Annotated in this window: 19 protein-coding genes and 2 pseudogenes; 14 read left to right on the forward strand and 7 right to left on the reverse strand. The window is 41.1% G+C overall.

Going from position 1 to position 25,192, the window contains the following annotated elements:
* Positions 1-265 precede the first annotated feature (265 nt).
* From H6G26_RS28970 to H6G26_RS28995, 6 genes are all read left to right on the forward strand, one after another.
* Positions 266-505 (forward strand): hexameric tyrosine-coordinated heme protein, encoded by a 240-nt coding sequence (locus tag H6G26_RS28970; protein WP_190733661.1) that lies wholly within the window; start codon positions 266-268, stop codon positions 503-505.
* 8 nt (positions 506-513) lie between these two features.
* Positions 514-753, forward strand: coding sequence for a hypothetical protein (locus H6G26_RS28975; RefSeq protein ID WP_190733663.1), 240 nt, complete (start codon positions 514-516; stop codon positions 751-753).
* A 10-nt stretch (positions 754-763) separates the two neighbouring features.
* Positions 764-1,399, forward strand: coding sequence for a hypothetical protein (locus tag H6G26_RS28980; protein ID WP_190733665.1), 636 nt, complete (start codon positions 764-766; stop codon positions 1,397-1,399).
* Complete coding sequence (gene tpx / locus H6G26_RS28985) at positions 1,390-1,905, forward strand: thiol peroxidase (protein ID WP_190733667.1); 516 nt, start codon at positions 1,390-1,392, stop codon at positions 1,903-1,905. Before H6G26_RS28980 ends, tpx begins: the two co-directional genes overlap by 10 nt.
* A gap of 176 nt (positions 1,906-2,081) precedes the next feature.
* On the forward strand, positions 2,082-2,402 hold the full coding sequence (locus H6G26_RS28990; protein ID WP_190733669.1) for a hypothetical protein: 321 nt from the start codon (positions 2,082-2,084) through the stop codon (positions 2,400-2,402).
* A gap of 223 nt (positions 2,403-2,625) precedes the next feature.
* Positions 2,626-3,396, forward strand: a complete 771-nt coding sequence (locus tag H6G26_RS28995) for a hypothetical protein (RefSeq protein ID WP_190733671.1) — start codon at positions 2,626-2,628, stop codon at positions 3,394-3,396.
* Between the two features lie 10 nt (positions 3,397-3,406).
* Here H6G26_RS28995 and H6G26_RS29000 read toward each other — a convergent pair whose 3' ends face one another.
* On the reverse strand, positions 3,407-3,550 hold the full coding sequence (locus H6G26_RS29000; protein WP_190733672.1) for a hypothetical protein: 144 nt from the start codon (positions 3,548-3,550) through the stop codon (positions 3,407-3,409).
* Between the two features lie 288 nt (positions 3,551-3,838).
* Positions 3,839-4,108 (reverse strand): hypothetical protein, encoded by a 270-nt coding sequence (locus tag H6G26_RS29005; RefSeq protein ID WP_190733674.1) that lies wholly within the window; start codon positions 4,106-4,108, stop codon positions 3,839-3,841.
* A gap of 300 nt (positions 4,109-4,408) precedes the next feature.
* On the opposite strand from H6G26_RS29005, the pseudogene H6G26_RS29010 reads away from it, so the two are divergent.
* Positions 4,409-5,229, forward strand: a pseudogene (locus tag H6G26_RS29010) (ISKra4 family transposase); the annotation flags it as partial.
* Positions 5,230-5,253: 24 nt separating this feature from the next.
* Here H6G26_RS29010 and H6G26_RS29015 read toward each other — a convergent pair.
* Positions 5,254-5,945, reverse strand: a protein-coding gene (locus tag H6G26_RS29015) for an IS1 family transposase (protein ID WP_190733676.1) whose coding sequence is annotated in 2 segments (ribosomal slippage) — positions 5,254-5,607 and positions 5,610-5,945 — 690 coding nt in all. Because the reading frame shifts where the segments join, the coding sequence is not laid out codon by codon here.
* A 322-nt stretch (positions 5,946-6,267) separates the two neighbouring features.
* Positions 6,268-6,579, reverse strand: a complete 312-nt coding sequence (locus H6G26_RS29020) for a hypothetical protein (RefSeq protein ID WP_190733678.1) — start codon at positions 6,577-6,579, stop codon at positions 6,268-6,270.
* A 73-nt stretch (positions 6,580-6,652) separates the two neighbouring features.
* Here H6G26_RS29020 and H6G26_RS29025 point away from each other — a divergent pair.
* Positions 6,653-8,113 (forward strand): annotated as a pseudogene (locus H6G26_RS29025) (IS5 family transposase).
* Positions 8,114-8,170: 57 nt separating this feature from the next.
* Here the strand turns inward: H6G26_RS29025 and H6G26_RS29030 are convergent.
* Positions 8,171-8,770 (reverse strand): hypothetical protein, encoded by a 600-nt coding sequence (locus H6G26_RS29030; protein ID WP_242053950.1) that lies wholly within the window; start codon positions 8,768-8,770, stop codon positions 8,171-8,173.
* Between the two features lie 516 nt (positions 8,771-9,286).
* Here H6G26_RS29030 and H6G26_RS29040 point away from each other — a divergent pair.
* The 6 genes from H6G26_RS29040 (at position 9,287) to H6G26_RS29065 (ending at position 23,179) form a co-directional block, all read left to right on the forward strand.
* On the forward strand, positions 9,287-9,520 hold the full coding sequence (locus H6G26_RS29040) for a helix-turn-helix domain-containing protein (protein WP_190733682.1): 234 nt from the start codon (positions 9,287-9,289) through the stop codon (positions 9,518-9,520).
* Complete coding sequence (locus H6G26_RS29045; RefSeq protein WP_190733684.1) at positions 9,510-9,686, forward strand: hypothetical protein; 177 nt, start codon at positions 9,510-9,512, stop codon at positions 9,684-9,686. Before H6G26_RS29040 ends, H6G26_RS29045 begins: the two co-directional genes overlap by 11 nt.
* A gap of 158 nt (positions 9,687-9,844) precedes the next feature.
* Positions 9,845-10,669, forward strand: a complete 825-nt coding sequence (locus tag H6G26_RS29050; protein WP_190733685.1) for a hypothetical protein — start codon at positions 9,845-9,847, stop codon at positions 10,667-10,669.
* A 306-nt stretch (positions 10,670-10,975) separates the two neighbouring features.
* Positions 10,976-13,822, forward strand: a complete 2,847-nt coding sequence (locus H6G26_RS29055; RefSeq protein WP_190733686.1) for a helicase-related protein — start codon at positions 10,976-10,978, stop codon at positions 13,820-13,822.
* A gap of 69 nt (positions 13,823-13,891) precedes the next feature.
* A complete protein-coding gene (locus H6G26_RS29060) occupies positions 13,892-17,785 on the forward strand; it encodes a DNA methyltransferase (protein ID WP_190733687.1) in 3,894 nt (1,297 codons plus the stop codon).
* Positions 17,786-17,833: 48 nt separating this feature from the next.
* A complete protein-coding gene (locus H6G26_RS29065; protein WP_190733688.1) occupies positions 17,834-23,179 on the forward strand; it encodes a DEAD/DEAH box helicase in 5,346 nt (1,781 codons plus the stop codon).
* 276 nt (positions 23,180-23,455) lie between these two features.
* Here the strand turns inward: H6G26_RS29065 and H6G26_RS29070 are convergent, their stop codons facing one another.
* Positions 23,456-24,262: a hypothetical protein gene (locus tag H6G26_RS29070; RefSeq protein ID WP_190733689.1), complete on the reverse strand. Its 807-nt coding sequence runs from the start codon at positions 24,260-24,262 to the stop codon at positions 23,456-23,458.
* Between the two features lie 135 nt (positions 24,263-24,397).
* The gene (locus tag H6G26_RS29075; protein ID WP_190733690.1) at positions 24,398-25,189 is read right to left on the reverse strand and encodes an IS5 family transposase; all 792 of its coding nucleotides are present in this window, start codon (positions 25,187-25,189) and stop codon (positions 24,398-24,400) included.
* Positions 25,190-25,192: the final 3 nt, after the last annotated feature.

Below are 25,192 nucleotides of genomic sequence, written 5' to 3' on the forward strand. Positions count from 1 at the left end.
AGTGTTACTTAGAATCCGCTCTGCACTGATAAATCACAATTTGGGTTTCATTTCTCCAAACCATTATCAATCATGGGTTTTGTCTTATTTCAGTGCCATTCGCGTATGAACTTGTGGCTCAATTAATGCTGGAAGGTGCAGACTACTCACCAGAACGTCTGATGCCAACTGTAGTGAAATAGCAGGGCAGTAAACTTCACCATCTACCAGGTTTACTGCCTTCAGGTGATCGCCCTTAACAACGCAATTAACAGGAGAACAAACAATGGATACGATTGCACTGGTTCCTAACAACTCGTTGATCACCGAGACACCTGAGGAAGGACGGCAATTAGCCGTGAAATTGGCGCGACTAATTATTAAGCTAACTCAACCCGATGAAGAGAAGCGCAAACAGCTACGAGATGTCTATGGTAACGATGCCATGATGTTGATTGCCGTAGGGCAAACAGTTGCCACTGAGTTTGCCACGATCGCGGCTGCTAACAATTATTGGCAGAAGTGAGGTGGGCAATGAATGACTATTGTTTAGTGGACTGTGGTTTTCACGACCAGTTAGAAGTCCTAGCAACGCTACGGCAATCTTGCCAGATTTCCTATCGCACTGTAACTGGAGAAATCGTCCAAGTTCAGGATCAGATTGTGGATGTGTATGCTGCCAACCAAGCAGATTTTTTGAAGCTTAAAGACGGGACTGAGATTCGGCTCGATCGCCTGATCTCTGTCAATGGCAACCCAACTCGATTTGCTTAGGAGTAGCATAATGGTAATCCAACTTAAGATTGATCGCGTCTTACAAAGTTCATTTGCCCTCAAAGCGCTGAATCTTTTGTTTGTGTTTCAAGTCAATTGTCCCGGTTGTTTCATCTATGGTTTTCCTCTCGTCAACAAGTTGCACTGGAAGTATTGTCAGTCCGGCTTAAATGTCTTGGGGATCTCAACGGCTTTTGAGGATTTTGAGTACAACACTGCTGCCAATACAGAGTTGCTTTTGACTGAGATGAAACTGGTTGGAGCAACTCGGCAAGCGTTAGGAGAATTTTACTCTCAAGCAATCGACTTTCCCGTTGCTGTCGATCAACTTACCACGGGTACACTATTCGCAACACTTGAAAACACTGAGGCTTTAACTGAAACGATCCCTGGTTTTGATCACCTGCCCAAATCAGAGCAGGCAATACTGCGTCAAAAGGTGAACGCTTACTTGCAGCGGTACGCCAAAACATCGGCAACCTTTACGCTGAATCATTTACTGGGGACACCGACCTTTCTTCTGGTTGACCAAAACCTGCAATTGCTAGATGGATGGTTTGGGTATACGCCTGAAGCAGCAGTGATTGAGCGCATCGAAAAACACCTTTGCACCTTTAAAAGAGTAACCCAGGAACTATGCAAGTAACGTTTCATGGGCAACCGATGCGATTGCTGGGCTTACCATTGAAAGTCGGCGATCGCGCCCGTAACGTGCGGGTGATTGACAACAACCTGTCACCCGTGCTGCCACTGGCGCGATCACAGGGAAAGATTCGCCTTTTCCTCACGGCTCCTTCCCTGGATGTGCCGATTTGTAGCGCTGCAATTCAGAAATTCAGCCAACATCTAAACTCACTGGGTCAAGAGGTAACTGATTTCGTTGAAGTCTTTCTCGTCTCTGCTGATCTGCCCTTTGCTCAAAGCCGTTGGCAAACGATCAAAGATGTTGCAGATATCACAATGCTTTCGGATCATCGTGATCTGGATTTTGCCCGCAATTGGGGATTGTTGGTTCAAGAAGTGGGGCTACTAGCACACGCCGTTTATGTAGTTGATCGCACGGGCATTGTAACGTATCGAGAAGTTGTCCCTGAACTGTTGGATGAACCGAATTACCAGGCTGCGATTGAAGCGCTGCAAGCCATCGCTTAAACGTGGATGGTGTCATGTTGAAAACGTTGAAGTTTTGCTTAATTTACGAAAAATATCGTGTTAAACGACACCTTACACTGCACTTGGAGAAACTAATGAGGCACTTTACCCTGTTTACTTTTCTGTATCTAGCAGCGGGAGTTTGCCTAACGGCGGTCGCACTTGGGCACCCTGACATGGCTTCAAACAATAAAACAACCCTGCTAGTTAATGCTGGATCGTTATACCTTGTTGCTGCCCTTAGTAATTTTCAATTTTGGCATCAAGGTGTAGTACGAAGTGAAGCGAAACTACGCGATAAACCTGCTTGGGATCGGAATTTTGTCATGATCTTACCAATACTTATTATTGCATTTATGCTTGTTACAGCAATCCCCGACCTGGTGAATCACAACTGGGCAACAGAGGCGAGCGCCAGAGCATCTGGAGCACCACTGCTCATCCTAATTAATGCAGAACAACTCTTTATCAGAAGCCAAATTCGGCAAGAATCTTGATTACTAGATACACAGCACAAAGACACTGATGGTGTACCTACCTACGGTAGTATAGGTCATTACCGAAGGCTTTAGCGAGAGCTTATCACTGTCAAAACTATAATTGTGAGAAATCTAAGGATGGGGTGGCGTTGGGAGTGAGAACGAGTAATACAATATGCCAGTAGTTGAAGTGTTATCGCTTGGCTATCCATTCCAGTCCCTGGCTAAGGAAAAATAGATAATGAAACTCTCAAAAAAAGCTCGTAGTACGATGATTCAGAAAAGCCTCGAAACACGAAAAAAGTTTCCGATCTCGTACTTCGATTCCCGAAAGTATATTCAGCACAACGTCCGTCTAGAAGATGGACTTGGCCCGATTCTTCAGTTTATGGATGATCTGCCTGCCGATTCTACTAGCGTAATCGTTTGCCGTGCGATCGAAGATGGTGATTACAGCGTACTTCATGCCGATTATATTCTTGGTGATTGGGGCCCGATGGTCGGCTTTGAAATTCATCGTTGGGAAGATGACCGCATTGTAGAGCACTGGGATAATCTTTGCCCTACTCCTACTCAAAAGAACGTGAGCGGACACTCTATGACTGATGGCGCGAACGAGGTCGTCGATTTGGAGCGCACCCAAAGCAACAAAGCTCTAGTCTACGAATTTACCAAGAAGATTCTTGTTGACAGAGAACTTTCCTTTCTCTCCAACTATTTCACGGATGGCGCATTAGTTCAACACAGCCCACATTATGGCGATGGTGTGCAGTCCTTCGAGGCGATGATGAAGGCTTGGCAAGCTGATGGCGAAACGGCTTACCATCGTATGCATCTGTTGCTGGGCGAAGGCAATATGGTGCTGGTCATTAGTGAGGGCATTTTCAAGAACAAACCTGCTGCTTTTTATGATCTATATCGTCTTGCAAACGATAAAATTGTTGAACATTGGGAAGTTTTTGAAACAATACCCCCTCGCGATACATGGAAGAACTCCAATGGCAAGTTCTAGAGCGTGTCGTCTAAGCCAATCGATGCAAAATTTTGGTCTGTTGCTGTTGTTGTTGGAGTAAATGCTGTTCTTGCTCTGCCAGTTGTTGTGCTAGAGCAGCAAGTAACTGCACTTGAGTTATCGATTGCTGTTGTACAGACTCTTGAGCCATCATCGCTTTTATTAAGATTCTAGTTGACCCAGATGGGGAATTCGACAGAAACCCACTGAACTAAATCAATCACTATTTCTGGATGAATCCATTAGGAAATTTGCAGCAATAGGGTTGTCAATTGCTTGTACCATAATTATTCACCTCAATCATTATTTTTCACTTTCAATTCAGCGAAGCTTTCTTTGTGGCTATTTGAATGTCTTTAGTAGCCCTATAGATTACTTTCGTAGAGCTATTTTGTAATCGAACAGGTCTTTTAATGACTGGTGGTTTATGTATGGACATGGCTTAAAATAGCTGAAATTGCTGTGAATTATCTTGTAATGCAGGCTTTTGATAAACCATGCCTTCGACCTCATAACAGCGAGTCATGAGTTTGTTTCGGTTTAGTCGAAAGCTGGCTTTTTTTCTTTGATTTGGCAGAGGTACAAATAGATACTGTGGATGTTGTATAGTACCTTCATCACCCAAATATCGGGAAAGCGTACCGTTGATTTGGTAAACTTTTGAGGAACTTAATAGCGTTGAGTCGTAAACTTTAATCAAATTTAATTCCATTTCAGTAGCAGTGAAGTGTGCGATAATTTATCGTGGAACCGATTTTCCTCTACAGTCAGATTTAATTAGTCTGACTGTAGAGTTTTTCACGCATAATCTGATTCTTCTTTCGTCAACATTTTCGTTACCTCTGCGTTAATTATTGATTGAGGGGGAGAAATGTTACAGATATAAATGCTCGAAGATTTGATTGAGCTTTTCCTTTAATTCATCAGCCAGAGCCTTGGGAGCATCCACTTTTGGAAGATTTACCATTTATGGGAAAATGTAAAGGGAAATAACCCTGTGCGATCGCTGACAATGAACCAAGAGAAACAAGAACGGATCAAAGCCTGCTTACAAGAATTGTCAACACTGCTGTATGAAGAAGCAGACAAAAGTAAGCTGACAGACCTTGAAGGCATAGAAAAAACAGTTCGCACTCAAGTATTAGAACTAGTCAGCCCAGAAATAGCCCTTTTTTTATCGAACAAAAAACAGGAACAAAAGTAGGTAAAACTAGGAAAATAAAAAGCTTAGTAGGGGAATTGACTCTTAAAGCCAAACAGCTACAAAGACTGGGTTTGAAGGCAAGAAGTAGGTTAAGTCCATTACTTCAAAAGTGTTGTTTGAGGCTATCAGCAAATGAATCATATCAAAAAGCAGAAATTGAGATTGAGGCATTAACAGGAGTGAAAGTTGGTCACACGACGCAACAAAAACTAGTTCTCGAACAAGATTTTCAACTGCCCGTAGCATTACAAGCCGTGTCAGAAGTCAGTGTAGATGGAGGAAAAGTCCGGCTTAGAGGTAAACCGAAAGCAGGCTGTCACTGGCGAGACTATAAAACCGTTCGTCTACAAGGAATTTACTATGGTGCATTTTTTGATGACAACCAATCATTAGTTGATTATGTCAATAGTCAGCGTCTGGTTAACCCGTTAGTCTGCTTAGGAGATGGTCATGATGGTGTATGGAATCTTGTCAGAGAATTTGGTAAAAGTGAGAATTTTGAGCGTTGGGAAATTTTAGATTGGTATCACCTTAAAGAAAATCTCTATAAAATTGGTGGTTCTTTAAAACGGCTTAAAGCTGCTGAAAATTTTTTGTGGCAAGGTCAAATAGATAATACTCAGGCTTTGGGCGTTGCATAAATGCGGGATGAATTAGTTAAATACAGGTATTTCTCTATACTTCAAATAATGAAGTAATAATCGAATTGAATGTTTAAGCATATCTACTGATTTGGAATAGCATAATGTTTTTCGATGTAGGCGTGCCAGATAATGACGTAAACGTGTATTTTCACCTTCTACTCTGGTCATATATGTTTTACTAACGATATGATCCCCTGGCTCAATAAAACTGGGGTAAACTTTCCATCCATCGGTAACATAAAAATAGCACTGCCAGCAGCAAACAATATCCCACAAAGGTTTAAATGTTTCAGCACTGTGGTCTCCTAAAACCCAAGCTAAAATTCCTGTACGGAAGTGGTTTACTGCTGTCCATAACCAAATTTTGTTTTTTTTGACCCGACAAAAGTTTCTAATTCGTCCAGTTCTCCTACTTGTGGTATTTCATCGATTGATGGTGCATCTGGCAATTTTTCACCGATTTGTTTTAGCCAATAAATTACAGTGGTGTGGTGAACACCTTTGGAGCGCTCAATAGCTCGGAATCCCTCACCATTAACGTATGCTTTTAAGCATTCAATTTTTACCTCATCTGAGTATCCTTTTGGTGGACTGTATACATCTATAAATTGACGACCACAGCTTACACAAATGTGATTTTGTTTACCTCTTCGTTTACCATTTTTCCTTACCTCCGTAGACTCACAGTATGGACAATGCACAGTAGTAAACCCTAATTCATCCCTTTATTATGCAACGCCCCATTTTTCAATCAGTTGTCCTAGATACAAAATAATTTTGAACTAATTTCTCTCAATTCTGTTTTTTGCATTTTGAAATAGTGTTTTAATACTCACCAGCATCAGTACTTTATTCACCAAATACAGCTTGACTTCGGGCAAATAGAAGCCAACTCATGAGTTGGGCAATCAGCAATCACAATATCGTCATTGGCTACAAAATACCTCATACATTTAACTCAAAAGCATTTTCACATATACAAAGGGCGTAGCTCTTTTCTGTCAAAGCTACGCCACCGCTTTCTTACGCTGCTACCAACTCCCGACGAACTTGCGGCAGTTCAATCGGAGCAGTTGCCCTGGACAGTCCCTCTACAGCCTCTTTTACGCTCCAATACCGTACTCCATCCGTACACTGCCAATAGTAAGTCTTGGGGTCGTTTTCCCAGACTTCATCAGCGTTTCTGACCTTGAAGACAATTCCCAAGAACTTACCATCTAGATATACGTTGTGAGCCGTCTGAAGGTTAGTGCATCTTACATAGGGCTTGCTGAAAAATAAAGAAAAGGTGACAGTATCTAAATTATTAGACTCTAGAAGTATATTCAGGTGCAAGACAAGGAGGTAAAATAGCTCAAAATACTTGCATCACTGTGGACAAAAGCGATGTAGGGTATTATTAGGCACTATGTACCGAAAAGAAGAATCAACTCCAATTCCACCGTCAAACTTTGAACTGCCATTTGAGGGAAAGTTGTCATCAGATAATCGCTGGATAATCATGGCTGATTTAATACCGTGGGCAGAATTTGAATCGGAATATTCTTCCAGATTCTCCGCAGAAATGGGAGCGCCCGCAAAATCATGGAGGATGGCGTTAGGTGCATTAATAATTAAAGAGAAACTAGGTATAAGCGACAGGGAAACAGTAGAACAAATCAAGGAGAATCCTTATCTACAGTACTTCATAGGGATGTCATCTTATAGTAATGAAACTCCATTTGACGCATCGATGTTAGTACATTTTCGAGAAAGAATTAGCGCGGAGTTAGTCAACAAAGTGAATCAAGAGATGGTAAAGAAGATATGCTTAGAAACATCATCTCAATCAACTCAAAAACAAACAGCAGCATCAGAAGAAGAAAGTAGTAAACCAAAAAATCGGGGAAAATTAATATTAGATGCGACTTGTGCGCCTGGAGATATCAGTTATCCGACAGATTTAGAGCTTTTGAATTAAGCCCGAAAACAGACAGAAAGAATAATAGACTTACTTTATAAACAGATAAAGGGCACATTAGAGAAAAAGCCAAGAACCTATAGAGAAATTGCCAGAAAAGATTACTTAGAAGTAGCGAAGAAACGCCGGGTAGCTCAAAAAGATAGAAGAAAAGCAATAAAAAAACAGCTTCAATATATCAAAAGAAATTTATCTCATATTGACCATTTAATTGCATTAGGAGCATCGTTAGAGGGTTTAACTAATAGACAATATAAGACGTTACTTGTAGTTGCAGAAATCTCTCGTCAACAACTCTGGTTATATGAAAATAAAAAACAAAGTATTGATGACCGTATTGTGAGTTTAAGCCAACCACATATTCGTCCCATTGTCCGAGGTAAAGCCGGGAAGCCTGTGGAATTTGGCGCAAAACTGTCGGCTAGTTATTTCAATGGATATGTGTTCTTAGACCATATTAGTTGGGACAACTTTAATGAATCAGCAGATTTAAAAGCACAAGTCGAAGCCTATAAAAATTACACTGGCTATTATCCAGAATCCGTTCATGTTGATAAAATTTATCGAACCAGAGAAAATCGAGCTTGGTGTAAAGAAAGAGGTATTAGAATCAGTGGAGTTCCATTAGGAAGACCTCCAGCTAATCTCAGTAAAGAAAAAAAGAAACAAGCTCAAGAGTCCGAAAGGATTCGTAATTCTATTGAGGGAAAGTTTGGACAAGCCAAAAGACGATTTAGCCTTGGTAGAGTAATGGCTAAACTGTCTCATACCTCTTTCTCTGCAATTGCTATTACTTTTTTAGTGATGAATCTTTCTACTCACTTGTCACGGCTTTTTTACGCTTTTTTATGTCTATTTTTGAAAACCACACCTTTTTTCCGGTCTAATATAATTACACTTTATACTTGAAGTATTGATAGCCAACAAAAACTTATGCTTGACTGGGTCTGAATAACTAGTCAACCCTTAAAATTGCTTTTTTATGACTTTTTCAGCAAGCCCTACATAGGTCAGTCGATAGCCGTTCACTGGCGTACACAAGTCTTCTGCACGAGTACCGCGATACCCACAGTTACCGCACCCATGTCCTTCGCAGTCTGGACAGATGGCAGCAGGCATATTCCACTTCGGCAGGGTGAAGTCCCATTCAGATGGTGGCGTTAATATTCGAGCCTTGTGAGAGATATAACAACCAGCATGACCGATTACTTTATCAGAATGGTACTGGACGCTCAACGATAGCCAATCACAATCGCCTAACAAGCCTATTTTCTCAGAAGCTTGTTTCAATTCCTTATCTGACTTGTGATTGCGCTCTACTCGAGCAGAAAGACTCGCTTTTACCTCTGCAACAGCGCGTTTGAAACATTGTTTGTGGTATCGAGCATAGCCGTGGGTCATTTTCACCCACACGATATCATCACTGTTGATCCAAATAGTTACTACATCTTCGGGCTTGCACTCTTTTGAGTAGTCCGACTGATTGACGATGGTTGCGATGATTTGGCGATCCTGTGTGGTTAGCGGATCTTTTGTTGGCGTAGGGGCTGAAACTTGTGTCATCATTAGCAAATACCTCTTAAATGGGTAAAAGGGCGATCGCGCAGTTTGTCCGACAGAGCGATCGTCCTATTTTTATTGGTCACTTTGTAGTGCTTTCAGCACTACACTCTCACTCTAGAATTGGCGAAGCCTCATATTATGTTTCTCCTAGCCAGTGACTGGAGCTTGCTACAGCAGCATATCTCTTGATCGGGCGGCAGTCGGCAACGAGCTTCAAAGCGACTTTCGTACTGCTGTAGCAACTTTTTATTCATCGCAAATCGATTTCCCTTCCTGTATCTCTTACTTTCTCTGGTTTCGCCAGTGCATCAGTTACCCTTCTAGGCGGATTAATAGATTCGCTATTGTCAAGGTTCGATGGTGAGCGCCTCTATGTTTAGCTGAGAGGCTGGCGCTTGTTTCCTCTCTTATGATTAATATACTATCTTCTTAAGTACTACTTGTCAAGTAGTACTTAATGTGTAATTATAAAAGCATGAGAAAACTAACCCAGCAAAAGATACTTAAGGAGTAGTGCATGTGGAATTAACATTAATGCGGGTTACGTTTAGTAAAGAAATTCCAGGATTGGGGGAAAAAATAAAAGCTCTTAGAAAAGCTTCTCCTAAATCCTTAACGGAATTAGCAGCAGAGGCAGGTATTAGCACTCCTCATTGGCACAGGGTTGAGAACGAAAAAATTCAGGAATTGCCTATTGAAACATTGCGGAGTATAGAGAAAGCGTTGGGAGCGGAATTAGGGATTGAAACGTGATCTGCTCTTAAGGGGTGGACAATTAAAAGCGATCGCTCCCCGCACAAGAGCGCGATTGCCCCAACTAGCCCTTCTGCAAAGGATAGCCACGTCTAACTTAGAGAATTTTCAAAAGTTAGGCAAGAATAGCCTTGTAGTGGCATTCCTGAAATTTATCACTAAATAAAGAATTTGAAGCTATTTAAAACCAATATAAATTAGATTTAAACCAAAAAATTATGTATCTGTCAAACTATTAGTTTAAGTATATTTAACTAGACACAACTACAAACACTGGCATTAAATAATGTGCTAGCTCTATCATATTGTTACAAAAATAAATTTGTGTATAATCAAGTACCAGTTTTTCAACTCCTCCTCCAAGATAACCCTTGTCTGTTCACTACCGAAGGGTTATCCTCCCTGCTTTGGGACTGTGTTCACATAAAAGCCCCTAACTGTCACAAATTCACCTACCCTTCATTACTAAACAAGCAAGTTTACTTGGCGATAGCCGGACTGGAGGGTAGTGCTGAAGATGAACTAATGATTTACCGGATTATGTCTAATCCTCAAGTTTGGTATAACTTTACCAAAGTGCGACAACAAGACCAACCCTTTGAAAATATAGGTGAAGAATTTTATTCAAGCTTTGGTATTGAAATTTATCTTCAGCACAGAATTATAAACAGTATCCGATACCTGCAAAAAAGCTTAAACATTTCAGGAATTAGACAAACCAATATTGCTGTGCGCGATCGCCTGTTTTCGTACCCGACAGTAGAGGAGCATCTGGTCATACTTGATAGAGATCGCCTTACCCTTCAACAAGCTGTACCAGAAATCATTAAGTATTTTATCAGTCTTGCTCAGATACCGCCTGAATACAGATTATTTTTAGTTGACGAGAAAGAGCAGAAAATTCGCACTTCAGTCAGCATAGTTGAGAATGCGGCATCAAACGCAGCCATAGCAGAGATTTCTACAGAGTCTTTCGACTGGGAGCTAACAGGCGCTAACTGTTGGCGGGGCAAAAGTGTTGAAAGATTAGACCCTGACAAAATTCGTCTTACTCTTCATCTCGAGTGGGACAAGAACGAGTTCATTTTTTTTGAAGCCCAACACCCAGACTTGAGCCGATTTCCTTGGGCAACCGAAGCCGCTTATTAATAAACCAGTTAAGCTAATCGTCATTTATTTTTCCAGAATGATTCGCTTTAAATCGGCTTTGGGTAGCCTTTGGAAAATTCTCTACGACTGCGATCACATCAATTCTCCCTTGCTTTTCCTTAATAAAATTTTTTATAAAGTGGCTTTTTTACGTAATACCACTAGTTACATTGTACTTAAGCGTACTTTAAAACGGAATAGACTTGTGAGCATCAACTTGCTTGCTCAAAGGTATTAATTCAGTAATTACTACTAATTTTACTAATTAATCGGCTACCAAATTTTCAATATCAATGTGAGCTAACAATGGCACAAACTGTGAACCATTCACCTGGTTCAGTAGTCACCTGTCGCAGTCGGCAATGGGTGATACTACCTTCAGAAAATCAAGATGTTATTCGTCTACGACCGCTTTCAGGCAATGAAGATGAAATTGCTGGTATCTACCAAAAGCTTTTAGAAGAAGAGCTAGAGAAGATTGAATCAGCTACATTTCCTCTACCTCAAGCTACTAGCGTACAAGACCATGCTGCTGCACTCTTGCTCATGGATGCTGCACGTCTTTTACTCCGTAGCGGTGCTGGGCCTTTTCGCTGTTTAGGACGATTGTCACTGCGTCCCCGTCCTTACCAGTTAGTTCCTTTATTGATGGCACTAAAGTTAGAGACGGTAAAACTGCTTGTAGCTGATGATGTGGGTATTGGTAAGACCATCGAAGCTGGATTAATAGCTCGTGAATTGCTAGACCGAGGTGAAGTTAAGCGAATTGCAGTGCTGTGTCCACCACACTTGTGCGATCAGTGGCAGCAGGAATTACGTGAAAAGTTTCATATTGATGCCGTGGTAGTACGTTCTGGCACAGCTTCCAAATTAGAGCGGAACATTCCAAATAATGACAGTGTTTTTAGTTATTATCGACACCTGATTGTTAGTTTGGACTATGCCAAGGCAGATCGTCGTCGTGCTAGTTTTATAACTCACTGCCCTGACTTAGTGATTGTGGATGAAGCACATACTTGCGCCCGTCCAAATAAAACTACCACATCCCAGCAGCAGCGACACCAACTAATTACAGAAATTGCCCAAAAACAAGAACAGCATTTATTGTTACTTACAGCTACTCCTCACAGTGGGATTGAAGAATCTTTTCTCTCACTTTTAGGTTTGCTGAAGCCAGAGTTTGAGGATTTCAATCTCAATAGCTTAACTGACAAACAACGTGACCACTTAGCCAATCATTTTGTTCAGCGCAGACGGGCAGATGTCAAGCTCTGGCTAGGTAATGAAACTCCTTTTCCTGAACGAGAGTCAAGCGAGGAGTCATATAAGTTATCGAAAGAGTACAAAGAACTATTTGATGAAGTCTATGATTTTGCCCGTGGTCTAGTGAAAACGACTACGGCGGACATGAGTCATGCTCAACGTCGGGGAAGATACTGGTCAGCATTGGCTTTGATTCGTTGTGTCATGTCTTCACCTGCTGCTGCGATCGCTACATTAAATCGCCAAGTTAGTAAATCAGGCGATCGCTTACTGGCTGATTTAGACGAAGATTTGATGAGTTCTTATGTCCACGACCCCACAGAGCAAGAACAAGCGGTTGATGCCTCACCAACTGTGGTCATAGAACAGGGACAGCAGAGTTACAAAGACGCAGACAAACGTAAACTTAAAGCTTTTGTGCAAGCAGCAGAGAAGTTACAAGGTGGCAAAGACCAAAAGCTGCAATCGTGTATTGCTACGGTAGAATCTTTCCTCAAAGACCAGATGAACCCGATTGTCTGGTGTCGCTATATTGCTACAGCAAATTATGTAGCTGATGCTCTCAGACAGAAATTGGAGAAAAAAGGTAGTCAGATCCGCGTAATTGCGATTACTGGAGAACTTTCCGAGGATGAGCGGGAAACTCGACTAGAGGAGCTAAAATCTTATCCCCAACGAGTCCTAGTTGCTACAGACTGTTTGAGTGAAGGGGTAAATCTGCAAACACACTTTAGTGCAGTAATTCACTACGATTTACCCTGGAATCCTAACCGATTAGAACAACGTGAAGGACGTATTGACCGCTACGGCCAAACAGCAACTAAGGTGAAAGCCTGCTTGCTTTATGGTCGAGATAATCCTGTTGATGGTGCAGTTCTGGATGTTCTGATTCGCAAAGCTGTGCAGATTCACAAGTCTTTAGGAATTACTGTTCCCGTACCAATGGAAAGTACTACTGTAGCGGAAGCAGTATTTAAATCCCTTTTTGAACGTACTACTGAGGTTATTCAGTTATCGCTGTTTGAGTTTCAAGAAGAATCTGCGGTTGATAAAGTTCATAAGAATTGGGATAAGGCAGTAGAACGTGAAAAAACCAATCGGACTCGCTTTGCTCAACGTGCTATTAAGCCTGAGCAAGTAGAACAGGAATTAATTGACTCTGACCAGATTTTAGGAAATGAGCAGGATGTAGAGCGGTTTGTCTTATCGGCTTGCGATCGCATATCTTGTTCTTTAATTAAGAAAAAGCAGGGATGGTTACTTTCCCAACCACCGGATTTTCTTAAGTCAACTTTAGGGGATAAGTCGCGTTTACTTTCTTTTACCACCCCAGCACCGGAGGGTGTGGAATACGTAGGACGAAATCACCCTTTAGTGGAAGGCTTGGCACGGTACATCCTAGAAGATGCACTTTCCCATACAAATGAACCGATCGCAGCACGATGCGGCTTTACTACAACTAATGCGGTACAAAAGCGCACAACTTTGCTGCTGGTAAGGTTACGGCATTTGTTAGATAGTTCTAAACGTACTACAGAAACGCGAAATACCACATCTCTACTAGCGGAAGAATGCGCGGTTATTGGCTTTACAGGTTCGCCCTCTAGCCCTAGCTGGTTGACGCAGTTGGAAGCAACATCACTACTGCAACAAGCCAAGCCAGTCAGCGATGTTACTAAAGCTATGAAGCAGATAGAAATTGGTGAGTTACTCCAAAGGTTAGAAGAACTACAGCCAGATTTGGAAAAGTTTGCCAGAGAAAGAGCAGAAGAACTTTTACAAAGCCATAGACGCGTCAGAACAATGACCCAAGAAGGCCGAATTCGCGTCACCCCCCAATTGCCGATGGATGTTCTCGGCATTTTCATCCTCCAACCCGGACGTAAGTAAAAGGCTGGTAGTCGTGCAACTGCGCTGTCGCCAGCTATTAATTTTTTATTTTTAATTCTTTAGATAGATATGAAAACTACATTAACTGCGCTTCAAATCGAAGGAAATTTACTAGCTCCAGATATGACTGCCCAAATGCTAGAAGGCAGTATCAAAGGACAATTACCAGAAGATTTTGGTTTTAATAAAACTGATAAATTAGCAGATGAAATTGCTACTGCCTGGGGCGATGCTAAAGCATACTGGGCAGCATTTCAACGGGCATTGGCAAGGCTCGATGAGAATAACTCGGCTACTACGATTACTCGTGAACTTTGGACAGTGCCATTACTGCAAAGTCTAGGTTATGAACCTGTATACACTGCAACAGCCGAAGTCGTAGAAGGACAAACCTATGCGATTTCTCACCGTGCGGAACCAGGAGAAAATAAGCCACCTATCCACATTATTGGTTGTCGGCTAGAAATCGATAAACGTCCTCCCAGTGGGACACCCAGGTTATCAGCACACGCACTGGTGCAGGAGTATCTTAACAAGACAGAGCATCTGTGGGCGATCGCTACCAATGGTTTTCGTTGGCGGTTACTGCGTGATTCTTCCTTGATGACTCGTCTTACTTATATTGAATTTGACTTAGAGCAAATTCTCAGTGGCGAGAACTTTGCTGAGTTTGGGCTATTTTATCGGTTGTTTCACCGTTCCCGCTTACCTGAAGGCATGGATGATGCGGATAAGTGTTTGCTGGAATATTACCACCAAGAAGCACTGCAACAGGGTGGACGGGTACGCGACAGACTCCGAGATGGGGTAGAAAAAGCACTAATACAGCTAGGCACAGGTTTTTTACAACATCCGCAAAACGAACACCTCCGCCAAAAATTCTCTAATAATTACGAATTAGTTTTTTATCGCCAACTGTTGCGGTTGATTTATCGCTTACTGTTTTTGATGGTGGCAGAGTCCCGTAATTTATTAATTGGAGATGATATAGAGAAAGCTCGAATCTACCAAGAATATTACAGCATTGAGCGACTACGAGAATTAGCCGAGCGTCCTCATTGGCGGCGGGAAGGCTTTGAAGATTTATGGCAGGGTTTGCGGGTTACATTCTTGCTGTTTGATGAAAATTGGCGGGGAAAATATTTAGGATTATCACCATTAAATGGCGATTTATTTGGTTCGTATACTCTACCAGCCTTAGATGATTGTGCTATTGATAATCACGACTTACTAGTAGCGATTCGGGAGTTATCATTATATCAAGATAAGGGGCAATTACGACGGGTAAATTATACTGCCTTAGATGTCGAAGAATTGGGTAGCGTATATGAAAGTCTCCTTGATTTTCATCCAGAAATCTCTCCTAAAAATTATGAATTCAAATTAGTATTTGGTAGTGAAAGGAAAACTACTGGCTCTTACTATACGCCACCGCAGTTAGTAGGGCAACTGATAAAAACAGCTTTAGAACCGGTAATTGAAGAAAAACTTCGTAGTACAAAAGAAAAGCTTCGGAACCTAGAAAGCAATACTTCGACTACGCTCAGTAACCATCAAGAATTAGAAAAAGCAATCCTCGACCTCAAAATTGTAGATCCTGCCTGTGGTTCTGGTCATTTTCTCTTAGCCGCAGCGCGTCGGGTAGGAAAGGAATTAGCTAAAATTCGTACTGGGGAAGCTGAACCAGGTAGTGAACCTTTAAAATTAGCGATTCGAGATGTTATTCAAAATTGCATTTATGGGGTAGATTTAAACCCTTTGGCTGTTGATTTGTGCAAAGTATCCTTATGGATTGAAGGTTTTTCTCGCGGCTTACCTCTTAATTTTTTAGACCACAGGATTAAGTGTGGTAATTCCCTTGTGGGAGTGATGGATTTGAGTTGTTTAAATGAAGGAATCCCTGATGAAGCGTTTAAGCCAGTAACAGGTGATGATAAAAAACTATCTACACTGCTTAAGAAACGGAATAAAAACGAACGAGAGAAAGCAGGACAATTATCAATTGGTGAGAAGTTAGAAACTGATAGCGTAGATTATGCAGAAATGTGGCGACAGTTGGGGGTAATTCCTGAAACCACGCCACAACAAGTTAAAGATAAGCAAAAGCAATATAAAGAGAATCTGCAAGAATCTAGTTGGTGGTTGAAATATTCTGCTTGCAACTTATGGACGACAGCATTTTTTATGTCACTAACGGAGCATCATTTACAGTTACTACCGACAACTGAAGCATTAAACCGTTTAAAGCGTGAACAAGTCGAAAAAATTCGTAAATCAGAGAATAATTACGAATTACGAATTACGAACTACGAATTAAATAAGATTGTAGATGCGGCGAATAAATTATCTGAAGAAAAACACTTTTTTCACTGGTGTTTAGAGTTTCCTGAAGTATTTGAACAAGGTGGATTTAATTGTGTATTGGGTAATCCCCCTTGGGAACGGATTAAGTTACAAGAGAAAGAATTTTTTGCTTCTCAAAGTGCGGAAATTGCTAACGCTATAAATAAAGCGGCGCGAGAGAAGTTGATTAAGGAATTACCCAAGAAAAATCCTGAATTAGCACAAGCTTTTGAAGATGCAAAACATGATGCTGAGGCGCAAGGTAAATTTATTCGGGAGTCGGGTAGATTTCCTTTAACTGCGGTGGGAGACATCAATACTTATGCTATTTTTGCTGAGACTACGAGAAAGTTGATTTCATCTGAGGGTAGGGTTGGGGTAATTGTTCCTACCGGAATTGCAACTGATGATACTTGTAAAAAGTTTTTTGGAGATTTGACGCAGAATCAGGCTTTAGTAAGCTTATATGATTTTGAAAATCGAGAACATTTATTTACTCCTTTGCACACAAAAACGAAGTTTTGCTTATTAACCATCTCTAATAGTTGTAATCAAAATATTTCTTTTTCTTTTATGTTAACTAAGATAAAAGATTTGAAAGATGAGAGACAAGTTTTTAACCTTTCAGTAAAAGATATATTATTATTTAACCCCAATACAGGTAATTGCCCTATTTTTAGAAGTTGTACTGATGCTGAGATTACTAAAAAAATCTATCAAAATACTCCGGTTTTAGAAAATGAGTATATAAAAAGTAATCCTTGGAATATTTCATTTATGCGAATGTTTGATATGGCAAACGATAGTAATTTATTCAAGGATGAAGTCGCTGATAATTTACTTCCACTTTATGAAGCTAAGATGTTCTATCATTTTGACCATCGATGGGCGACTTATGATAATGGAGAAGTCAACAACCTAACTGATATAAATAAAAGTAACCCCAATAGTTTTACAACACCTCGTTACTGGGTAAATAAAAAAGATGTTGAAAATCGTTTAGAAAACTGGGATAGAAGTTGGTTACTAAGTTTTAGAGCAATTACAGATTCACGTAATGAACGAACTGCTATTTTTAGCATACTTCCCAAAGTAGGGGTAGGAAATAGTGCGCCTATTATTTTACTTGGAATAGATAAAGCGGCGCTAGTTTCTTGTTTACAAGCAAATTTAAGTAGTTTAGTTTTTGATTTTGTAACTAGGCAAAAAGTAGGGGGAACAAACTTTAACTTTTTCATAGTCAAACAACTCCCCGTCATTCCCCCCGAATACTATACCTCAGAAGATATCAAATTTATCAGCACCCGCGTACTCGAATTAGTTTACACCGCCTGGGATATGCAACCCTTTGCCAAAGATATGGGATACGACGGCGAACCCTTCATTTGGAACCCCAACAGACGCGCATTATTAAAAGCAGAATTAGACGCATATTACGCGAAACTCTACGGACTCACCCGTGATGAACTGCGATATATCCTAGACCCTGCTGATGTCTACGGCGCAGACTTTCCTAGCGAAACGTTCCGCGTTTTAAAGAATAACGAAATTAAGCAGTTTAGTGAATATCGTACACAAAGGTTAGTTTTAGAAGCTTGGGACAATATGTTTGGTTCGTAGTAAAACCAAATAGATAAATATTTCTAATTATTAATTTTAATAAAAAAGATGGCTATAACTGTAAAGCTAAATGAATTAATCCAGCAACCAGAGAATGCTATTTTATCTATCAGCACTCTATTAGGTCAAAAATTAGCATTATTAGATTGCTCAGGTGTGGTTGCTGTTACTCCAGAGCAATTAACCCTTTTATTTACAGCTATCCCTGAAACTTGGCAGTCAACCGAAATTAAAGAAGTTTTCGATTTCTCCACAATTACCCCAACCTTTAACCACCAACTTCAAGACTGGATTAACCAACGCTTAGGATACATCCAACCCCAAACCTCCATTACCGACTACGAGTTAACAAGTACAAATGATCTTGATATTTTTAACTTTCGCAACGAAGTAATTGGCGATTACCGTCGCTATATAGAAAGCTTCCTTAAAATCCGCGATCGCAAAGTCAAAGAATTTGTAGACGCAGAATTAGACAAGGGGCAACTTTGGACTGACCCCCTAGTACAACTCAATCCTAGCTATAAAAAAGGTGCAACAGTTAAAGAGTTAGTACAACAGCAAACGCTTCATCCAGACTGCGAGAAATACTTCTACAAAAAAGACGGCACACCCTTTATTTTCCATTACCACCAAAAGCAAGCATTTGAAACCGCACAACGCCAAGAACCTTACGTTGTTACCACAGGAACAGGTTCCGGTAAAAGCATGACTTACGTTGTGCCGATCTTTGATGATTTACTGCGTCATCCTGAAATTTCAGGAGTCAGGGCAATATTGGTTTATCCGATGAATGCCTTAATTAACTCACAAAAAGAAGAACTCGACAAATTTTTACGCCAAGTTCCTAATACTCACATTCGTGTTGAAAAATACACTGGGCAAGAAAGTTTAACCAAAAAAACCGAAATTCAAAACAACCCACCCCATATTTTGCTCACCAATTACGTGATGCTAGAGTTAATGCTCTCACGCACTCACGAAAATAAACTGGTCGAGTCTCCCAATTTAAAATTCCTGGTACTGGATGAATTACATACCTATCGGGGACGACAAGGTGCAGACGTTGCCATATTGATCCGCAAACTCCGTCAGCGTAGCAAAAGTAATGAGGAATTACTCTGCATTGGCACAAGCGCCACCATGTCAACGGTCGGTTCTCGTCAACAACGCCGTCAGGTTGTGGCAGATGTCGCTAGTAAGTTATTTGGCGTGGAAATTAAACCCAGTAATGTCATTGATGAAACCCTAGAACGTTCTATCCAACGTGCTGAACCTACTATTGAACAACTGTGCCAAGGAATCTTGGCAGGTTTACCAACCGAGTTAGAACAAACATTAACAGAATTCCGAAACCATTCCCTAAGCTACTGGATCGAGATGAACTTCGGTTTAGAAGAAAAAGAAGGGCATCTCGTTCGCCGTCAACCCATTAGTTTAGAAACAGGTACAACCAAACTTGCCGAACAAACCCAGCTTCTAGAGGAAACTTGTTTGATAGTCCTCAAACAGATGTTTCTTTGGGGTAGCAAAACTAATGGACTTGCCTTTCGCCTACATCAGTTCATTTCCCAAGGGGGAAGCGTTTACGCCACTATTGAAAATCGAGACAAACGCTATTTCACCCTGGAAGGACAGTATACAACCACAGGCGATCGCCTACTTTATCCCCTCGTGTTTTGTCGGGAGTGCGGACATGACTATTATGTAGTGCGCTACGATGCCGATAAGCACATTATTTTACCCCAATTGCCCACAGCATTGGATATTAGCCCTGACGATGCAGATATTGCAGAAGGCTATCTCACCTTAGATGAACCTGGGCTATGGGATACTAGTGATGAGGATCGACTTCCTGACTCTTGGTTCAGCGAAACCAAAAAGAAAGGACGGGTTGCTAAAAAAGACTTTGCGCGGTTTATCCCTCGCAAACTACAAGTTTTACCCAATGGTAAAGTTACATCTTCGCTCTTGTCAGGAACTACTTGTTGGTTTATTTCTAAACCTTTTCTTACCTGCCTCAACTGTGGTGTACTCCACGATAAAAAGCGCAACGAATTTGTCAAACTATCTCGCCTCAGCAGTGAAGGACGTAGTACGGCCACCACTCTACTTTGTCTTTCTACTACCAACCGCCTCAAGCAAGTTTTTACAGGGGAGAAAGCCAAAGCTGCAAAAATTCTCAGCTTTACAGATAATCGTCAAGATGCGTCTTTACAAGCCGGACATTTCAATGATTTTGTCCAAACCAGTTTTTTACGGGCTGCTCTTTTAGGTGCAATTCAAGCTAAAGAACAACTCACTCACACTGAATTGGCCAGCGTAGTCGTTCAGTACATGGGAATTACTCAAAACGACTACGCCAAAGAACGTTCTGAATATGGTAGTGGTAAACGACGCAATGAAGAAGCCTTTCGTAAGCTGATTGAATATCGTCTTTACGAAGACTTGCGTCGGGGATGGCGCATCGTCCAACCCAACCTGGAACAGTGCGGACTTTTGGCAATTGAATATGATGGATTGTTGGAAGCTTGTACTGACCATAAACTGTGGCAAAAACACCGCCACCCAGTTTTACTGCAAGCCAGCCCTCAAGAACGTTTTATTGTTACCCAAGCATTACTAAACCAACTGCGGCGAGAATTGGCTATTGATGCCAAACTGTTGCAGCCAGACCAAAAAGACTCACTTAAAAGCCAGGTGATTCAAGCCATTAAAGAACCTTGGGTCTTTGATGAGAACGAATATTTGTACCTAGCAACTTGGGCAACAGTTAATAGGGGAACGGAGAGAGCAAAAGTCAAGCTCACTACTCAAAGTAGAATCGGACGATTTTTGCGATCGCCAAAAACATGGTCATTCCGCAGTGAACCTTTAACTGATGAAGAGTTTAACAGTTTAATCACTACTTTAATTAGTGCTTTATGCGATGCTGGCTATTTACTGCAACAAGAATCTGAGGTACAGCTACGCATTGACTCATTACTATGGAAAGTAAGCAACCTTAAAGAAATTCCCGCAGATCCCTTAACATCACGTCGCTTGCAGGGTAATGACCAGGGCAGTATATCTGTTAATCAGTTTTTCCAAGAGTTCTACCAAAACAACGCCCGACAAATCCGCACAATGGAAGGGAGAGAACATACAGGACAGGTCAGCAATAAAGACCGACAAGAACGAGAAGATAAATTCCGCCAAGGACAATTAGCAGCTTTGTTCTGTTCCCCAACAATGGAATTAGGGATCGATATTTCGGATTTGAGCGTTGTTCACCTACGGAATGTTCCCCCCAGCCCTGCCAATTACGCTCAACGCAGTGGTCGTGCGGGGAGAAGTGGACAGGAAGCGTTAGTAATTACTTATGCCTCTATTGGTAGTGGTCATGATCAATACTTTTTCAAACGACAAAATCAAATGGTTGCTGGGGTAGTTGCTCCACCAAAACTAGAATTAGCCAACCAGGATTTAATTAAATCTCATGTATATTCGATTTGGCTGGCACATACTGGGGTTTACTTGGAAGATTCCATGAATAAAATTTTGGATTTGGAATTAGAAAACTATCCCCTCAAAGACAGCATTCGCCAACAACTTACCCTAAGCCAAGCCAAATTAACCCAATGTCTGCAAGCCGCTCAGTCTATCTTCTCAGACTTTTTCTGCCAAGAGGATCTGCAAAAAGCTTCTTGGTATTCTGTAAATTGGTTACAGAATACCATCGAAAATGCTCTGAATGCTTTTGACCGTGCCTGTAAGCGTTGGCGAGATTTATATATAGAGTCAGTTAAGCAGTTAGAATCTGCCCGTCGCATTATTGACCGTTTTGCTAGAGGTGATGTTGCCCAGGAAGAACGTAAAAATGCTGAAGCACAGGCAAGAGAAGCACAACGACAAATTGATTTACTCGTAGGACACAGCCAAGGCAAAAGTAATTCACAGTTTGAATTTTATCCCTATCGTTACTTTGCTGCCGAAGGGTTTTTACCAGGGTTCAACTTCCCTCGCCTGCCGGTTCGGGCATTTATTCCGGCTGGTGAAGGTGGTGAATTTATTTCTCGCCCCCGTTCAATGGCATTACGGGAATTTGCTCCCAATAATATCCTGTACTACGAAGGTAGTAAATTCATGGTGGCCAAAACAAAAGTTCCTGTTGGTGGCATTGAAGGCGAGTATAAACGGGTGAGTGTCTGCGCTAACTGCGGGTATTACCACGACGGCGATTTTCGTGACACTTGTGAAAACTGCGGCACAGAAATTAAACCTGATGCTCATGGCAATGTAGCCAAATTGACTCGTGTACTGCCAATGGAAACTGCGATCGCTCGTCGGCGAGAACGCATTACCTGCGACGAAGAAGAACGGCTCAAGTATGGCTACAACATCACCACACATTTCCGTTACGCTAGCCAAAAGCGGGAATCAGCTATTGTTCAAGCTGCTGACGGTACGCCACTGTTCAAATTAACCTATGGAGCTACAGCTACCATTTGGCGAATTAATCGGGGACTGAAGAAGAATAGAGAAGAACGAGGATTTAAGCTCAATCCAACAACGGGTGTATGGGGCGACCATAAAAATCCACAGACTCAACAGACACCCGACAGCTTGCATACCGAAGTCAATTTAATGGTTGATGATACTTGCAATATCTTGATTGTTGAGCCATTAAATGTTCCTGTTGAGGATAGAGAAGCTTTTATTGCCACCCTGCAATACACTTTGGAAACTGCAATTCAAGCCGTCTACAAATTAGAAGCTGATGAACTCGACTCCGAACGACTAGGTGAAGGCAAGTATTTACTGTTCTGGGAAGCTGCTGAAGGTGGTGCAGGTGTACTCTCTCAGCTATTAGAAAAACCAGAGGCATTTAGAAAAATTGCTGATGCAGCTTTTGACATTTGTCATTTTACACAACCTAAAGACAGTTGTATTCAAGCTTGCTATGAATGCTTGCTCTCTTACCGCAATCAATTTGACCATGCGCTGATAAATCGTCACCTAATCAAACCTTGGCTTGACCTATTACTGGAGAGTAGCGTTATTACTCAAATCAAAGGGCTTTCTCGCGATCAGCAATATCAAAAATTACTGGAGCAAACAGACCCTAACTCTGATTTTGAGCGTGTGGTTTTGCAAGAAATTTATCAACGGGGCTACAAATTACCTGATGCTGCTCAGAAATTTATTCCAGAGGCGAACTGTAAACCAGATTTTGTTTATGAGAAAGAGGCGATCGCTGTTTTTTGTGACGGTTCAGTTCATAATAGCCCCGATCAGCGCAAGCAAGATAAAATTGAGCGCGATAATCTTAGGTACGAGACTGGTTATACTATCCTTACCTTAAGCCATAGTGAAGGTTGGCAAACTGAATTGCTTGTTTTAGCAAGTTTATAACCTAAAACCAAATCTTCTAATCTATCTGGTGAAGCCACAGCACCATCAACACATTTGCCAACACTTATATCGTCGCCCCTAACTGATGAAGTTTAAGCCATTGAAGCTTGCTGTAGCTGCTGAGGATTGGTAAAGTCTAGTGTTGCCCATTGGTTGCATTTGCTTGTAGAATTTGTGATTTCAATAGCTAATGAACTAAATGTAGTTTCAAGCTATTCTCTTGGCAGGAGCCAGTATAATTGTAAGTCAAATTTTTTACTAGCTAAAGCTTACCTGTTATGCATCACTTTCAACTTTTATACCAAACTTAGCAACTCTCCGTGCATTTAGTGAACTCTGCTTTCCAATTCTGACAAGTGCTTCACTAGCATTATTAGATATCACTTTCTGTTCTTCGGAAGGATTGAGTATCTGTGCGAACTGAAGACAAGCATCGATCCAGTATGATAAATGATCTCCATTTTGCTTGGTAAATATTTGATAAAAATCATCCACAGTCAAAGAAGAAAGTATCTCTATATCACTTTGGTTCCATCCATTCTTACCTACTAAACTACTAATAACTTCTTCTGGGCTTCTATCATTCTTATAACACTTATTCTCAGAATTAAATCTTTCGATCAATCTTTGGTCATCTATATCACTTGCAAATGGATATCTTTTTAGATCAAATATTTCTTTATCACTTTTTCTATTCTGAATATAAAGCTCAATTATTTCATCTGCCTTCTCACTTTCACCTATGTCCCGCAAAAGTTTAACAGTACTATTTAAGTTCATAGGATCTATATACTGAGCATTTTCTTTAAAGCTCTCATAGAGTGATGCTACAAGTTCTATTTCATTACTATCAAAAGTATTATGATATTTATTCCAGGCTTCTAAGAAGGAATTTTTTGATTTATTAGCTATAATTTTAGCATTTAATTTATCTGCCTCTGCTAATAGTGAAGATTCATTAAAAAATCCATTCTCTATAGCTTTTGCAATTTCTAAATCAAACTCATCTATATTATAAAATGAATATTTTCTAAGAAATGCTTTCCATTCATTGTTTTCTTCGGTTTCTTCTTTATCATTCAAACCATACATTTTATAACCAAGATTCTTTAAATATTCATAACTAGGAATTTTGTTATTGTCCTTCTGAAAATAGCATAAAGCGAGGAGAGTCATAGTATGTAAGAGGCTGTTTGAAAAGTTTTGAGGGGTCAAATTTTATGCTAATCGCCTCACCATGATCCGAATCATGGCAAGGTAGATAAATGTCTCCGATGTTTCAGGCAATAATTCATAGTCTCTAACCAATCGCCGACACCCCATTAACCAACCAAAAGTCCGCTCCACGACCCAACGTTTTCTGAGCAGCACAAAACCCTTGGTTTGTTCTGGTCGCAGAACCACCTGCACAATCCAACGACAGAAGTCCATCACCCACTGCATGAACGGATCACCATTAAAGCCGCCATCCACCCAAATGGTTGTCAAACGAGAAACCTGGTTGCTAGATTGCTTGACCCGTTTAAGAACTTTTTTGCCCCCTTCACGCTCACCCACACTGGCTGCTGTTACCAAGACCCGCAAAACTAAACCCAAGGTATCAACTGTCATAAATCGCTTGCGCCCTTTTATTTTCTTGCCCGCATCGTAGCCCACAGCTTTATGTACCATTGCAGCAGTTTTCACACTTTGACTATCAATGATTGCCTCTGATGGACTCGAATGGCGCTCCTGCTCAATTCGCGTCCACTGCCGGAGTGTATCGTGAATTTCCAGCCAAGTTCCATCTTTGCGCCAATTACGAAAATAGGTGTACACTGTCTGCCATGCGGGAAAGTCACTCGGTAGCGATCGCCATCTAACTCCTTCTACCAAGACATAAAAAATTCCGTTAAGGACTTCCCATATATCAACTTCACGCTTGCGACCACCAGGTTTTGGTTCTGGAATCATCTCACTCAGAAATTCATATTGAACACGGGTCAGATTGCTGGGGTATGCTTTACTCATGTT

This window comes from Nostoc sp. FACHB-888 (assembly GCF_014696655.1).
Lineage (GTDB): Bacteria > Cyanobacteriota > Cyanobacteriia > Cyanobacteriales > Nostocaceae > Nostoc.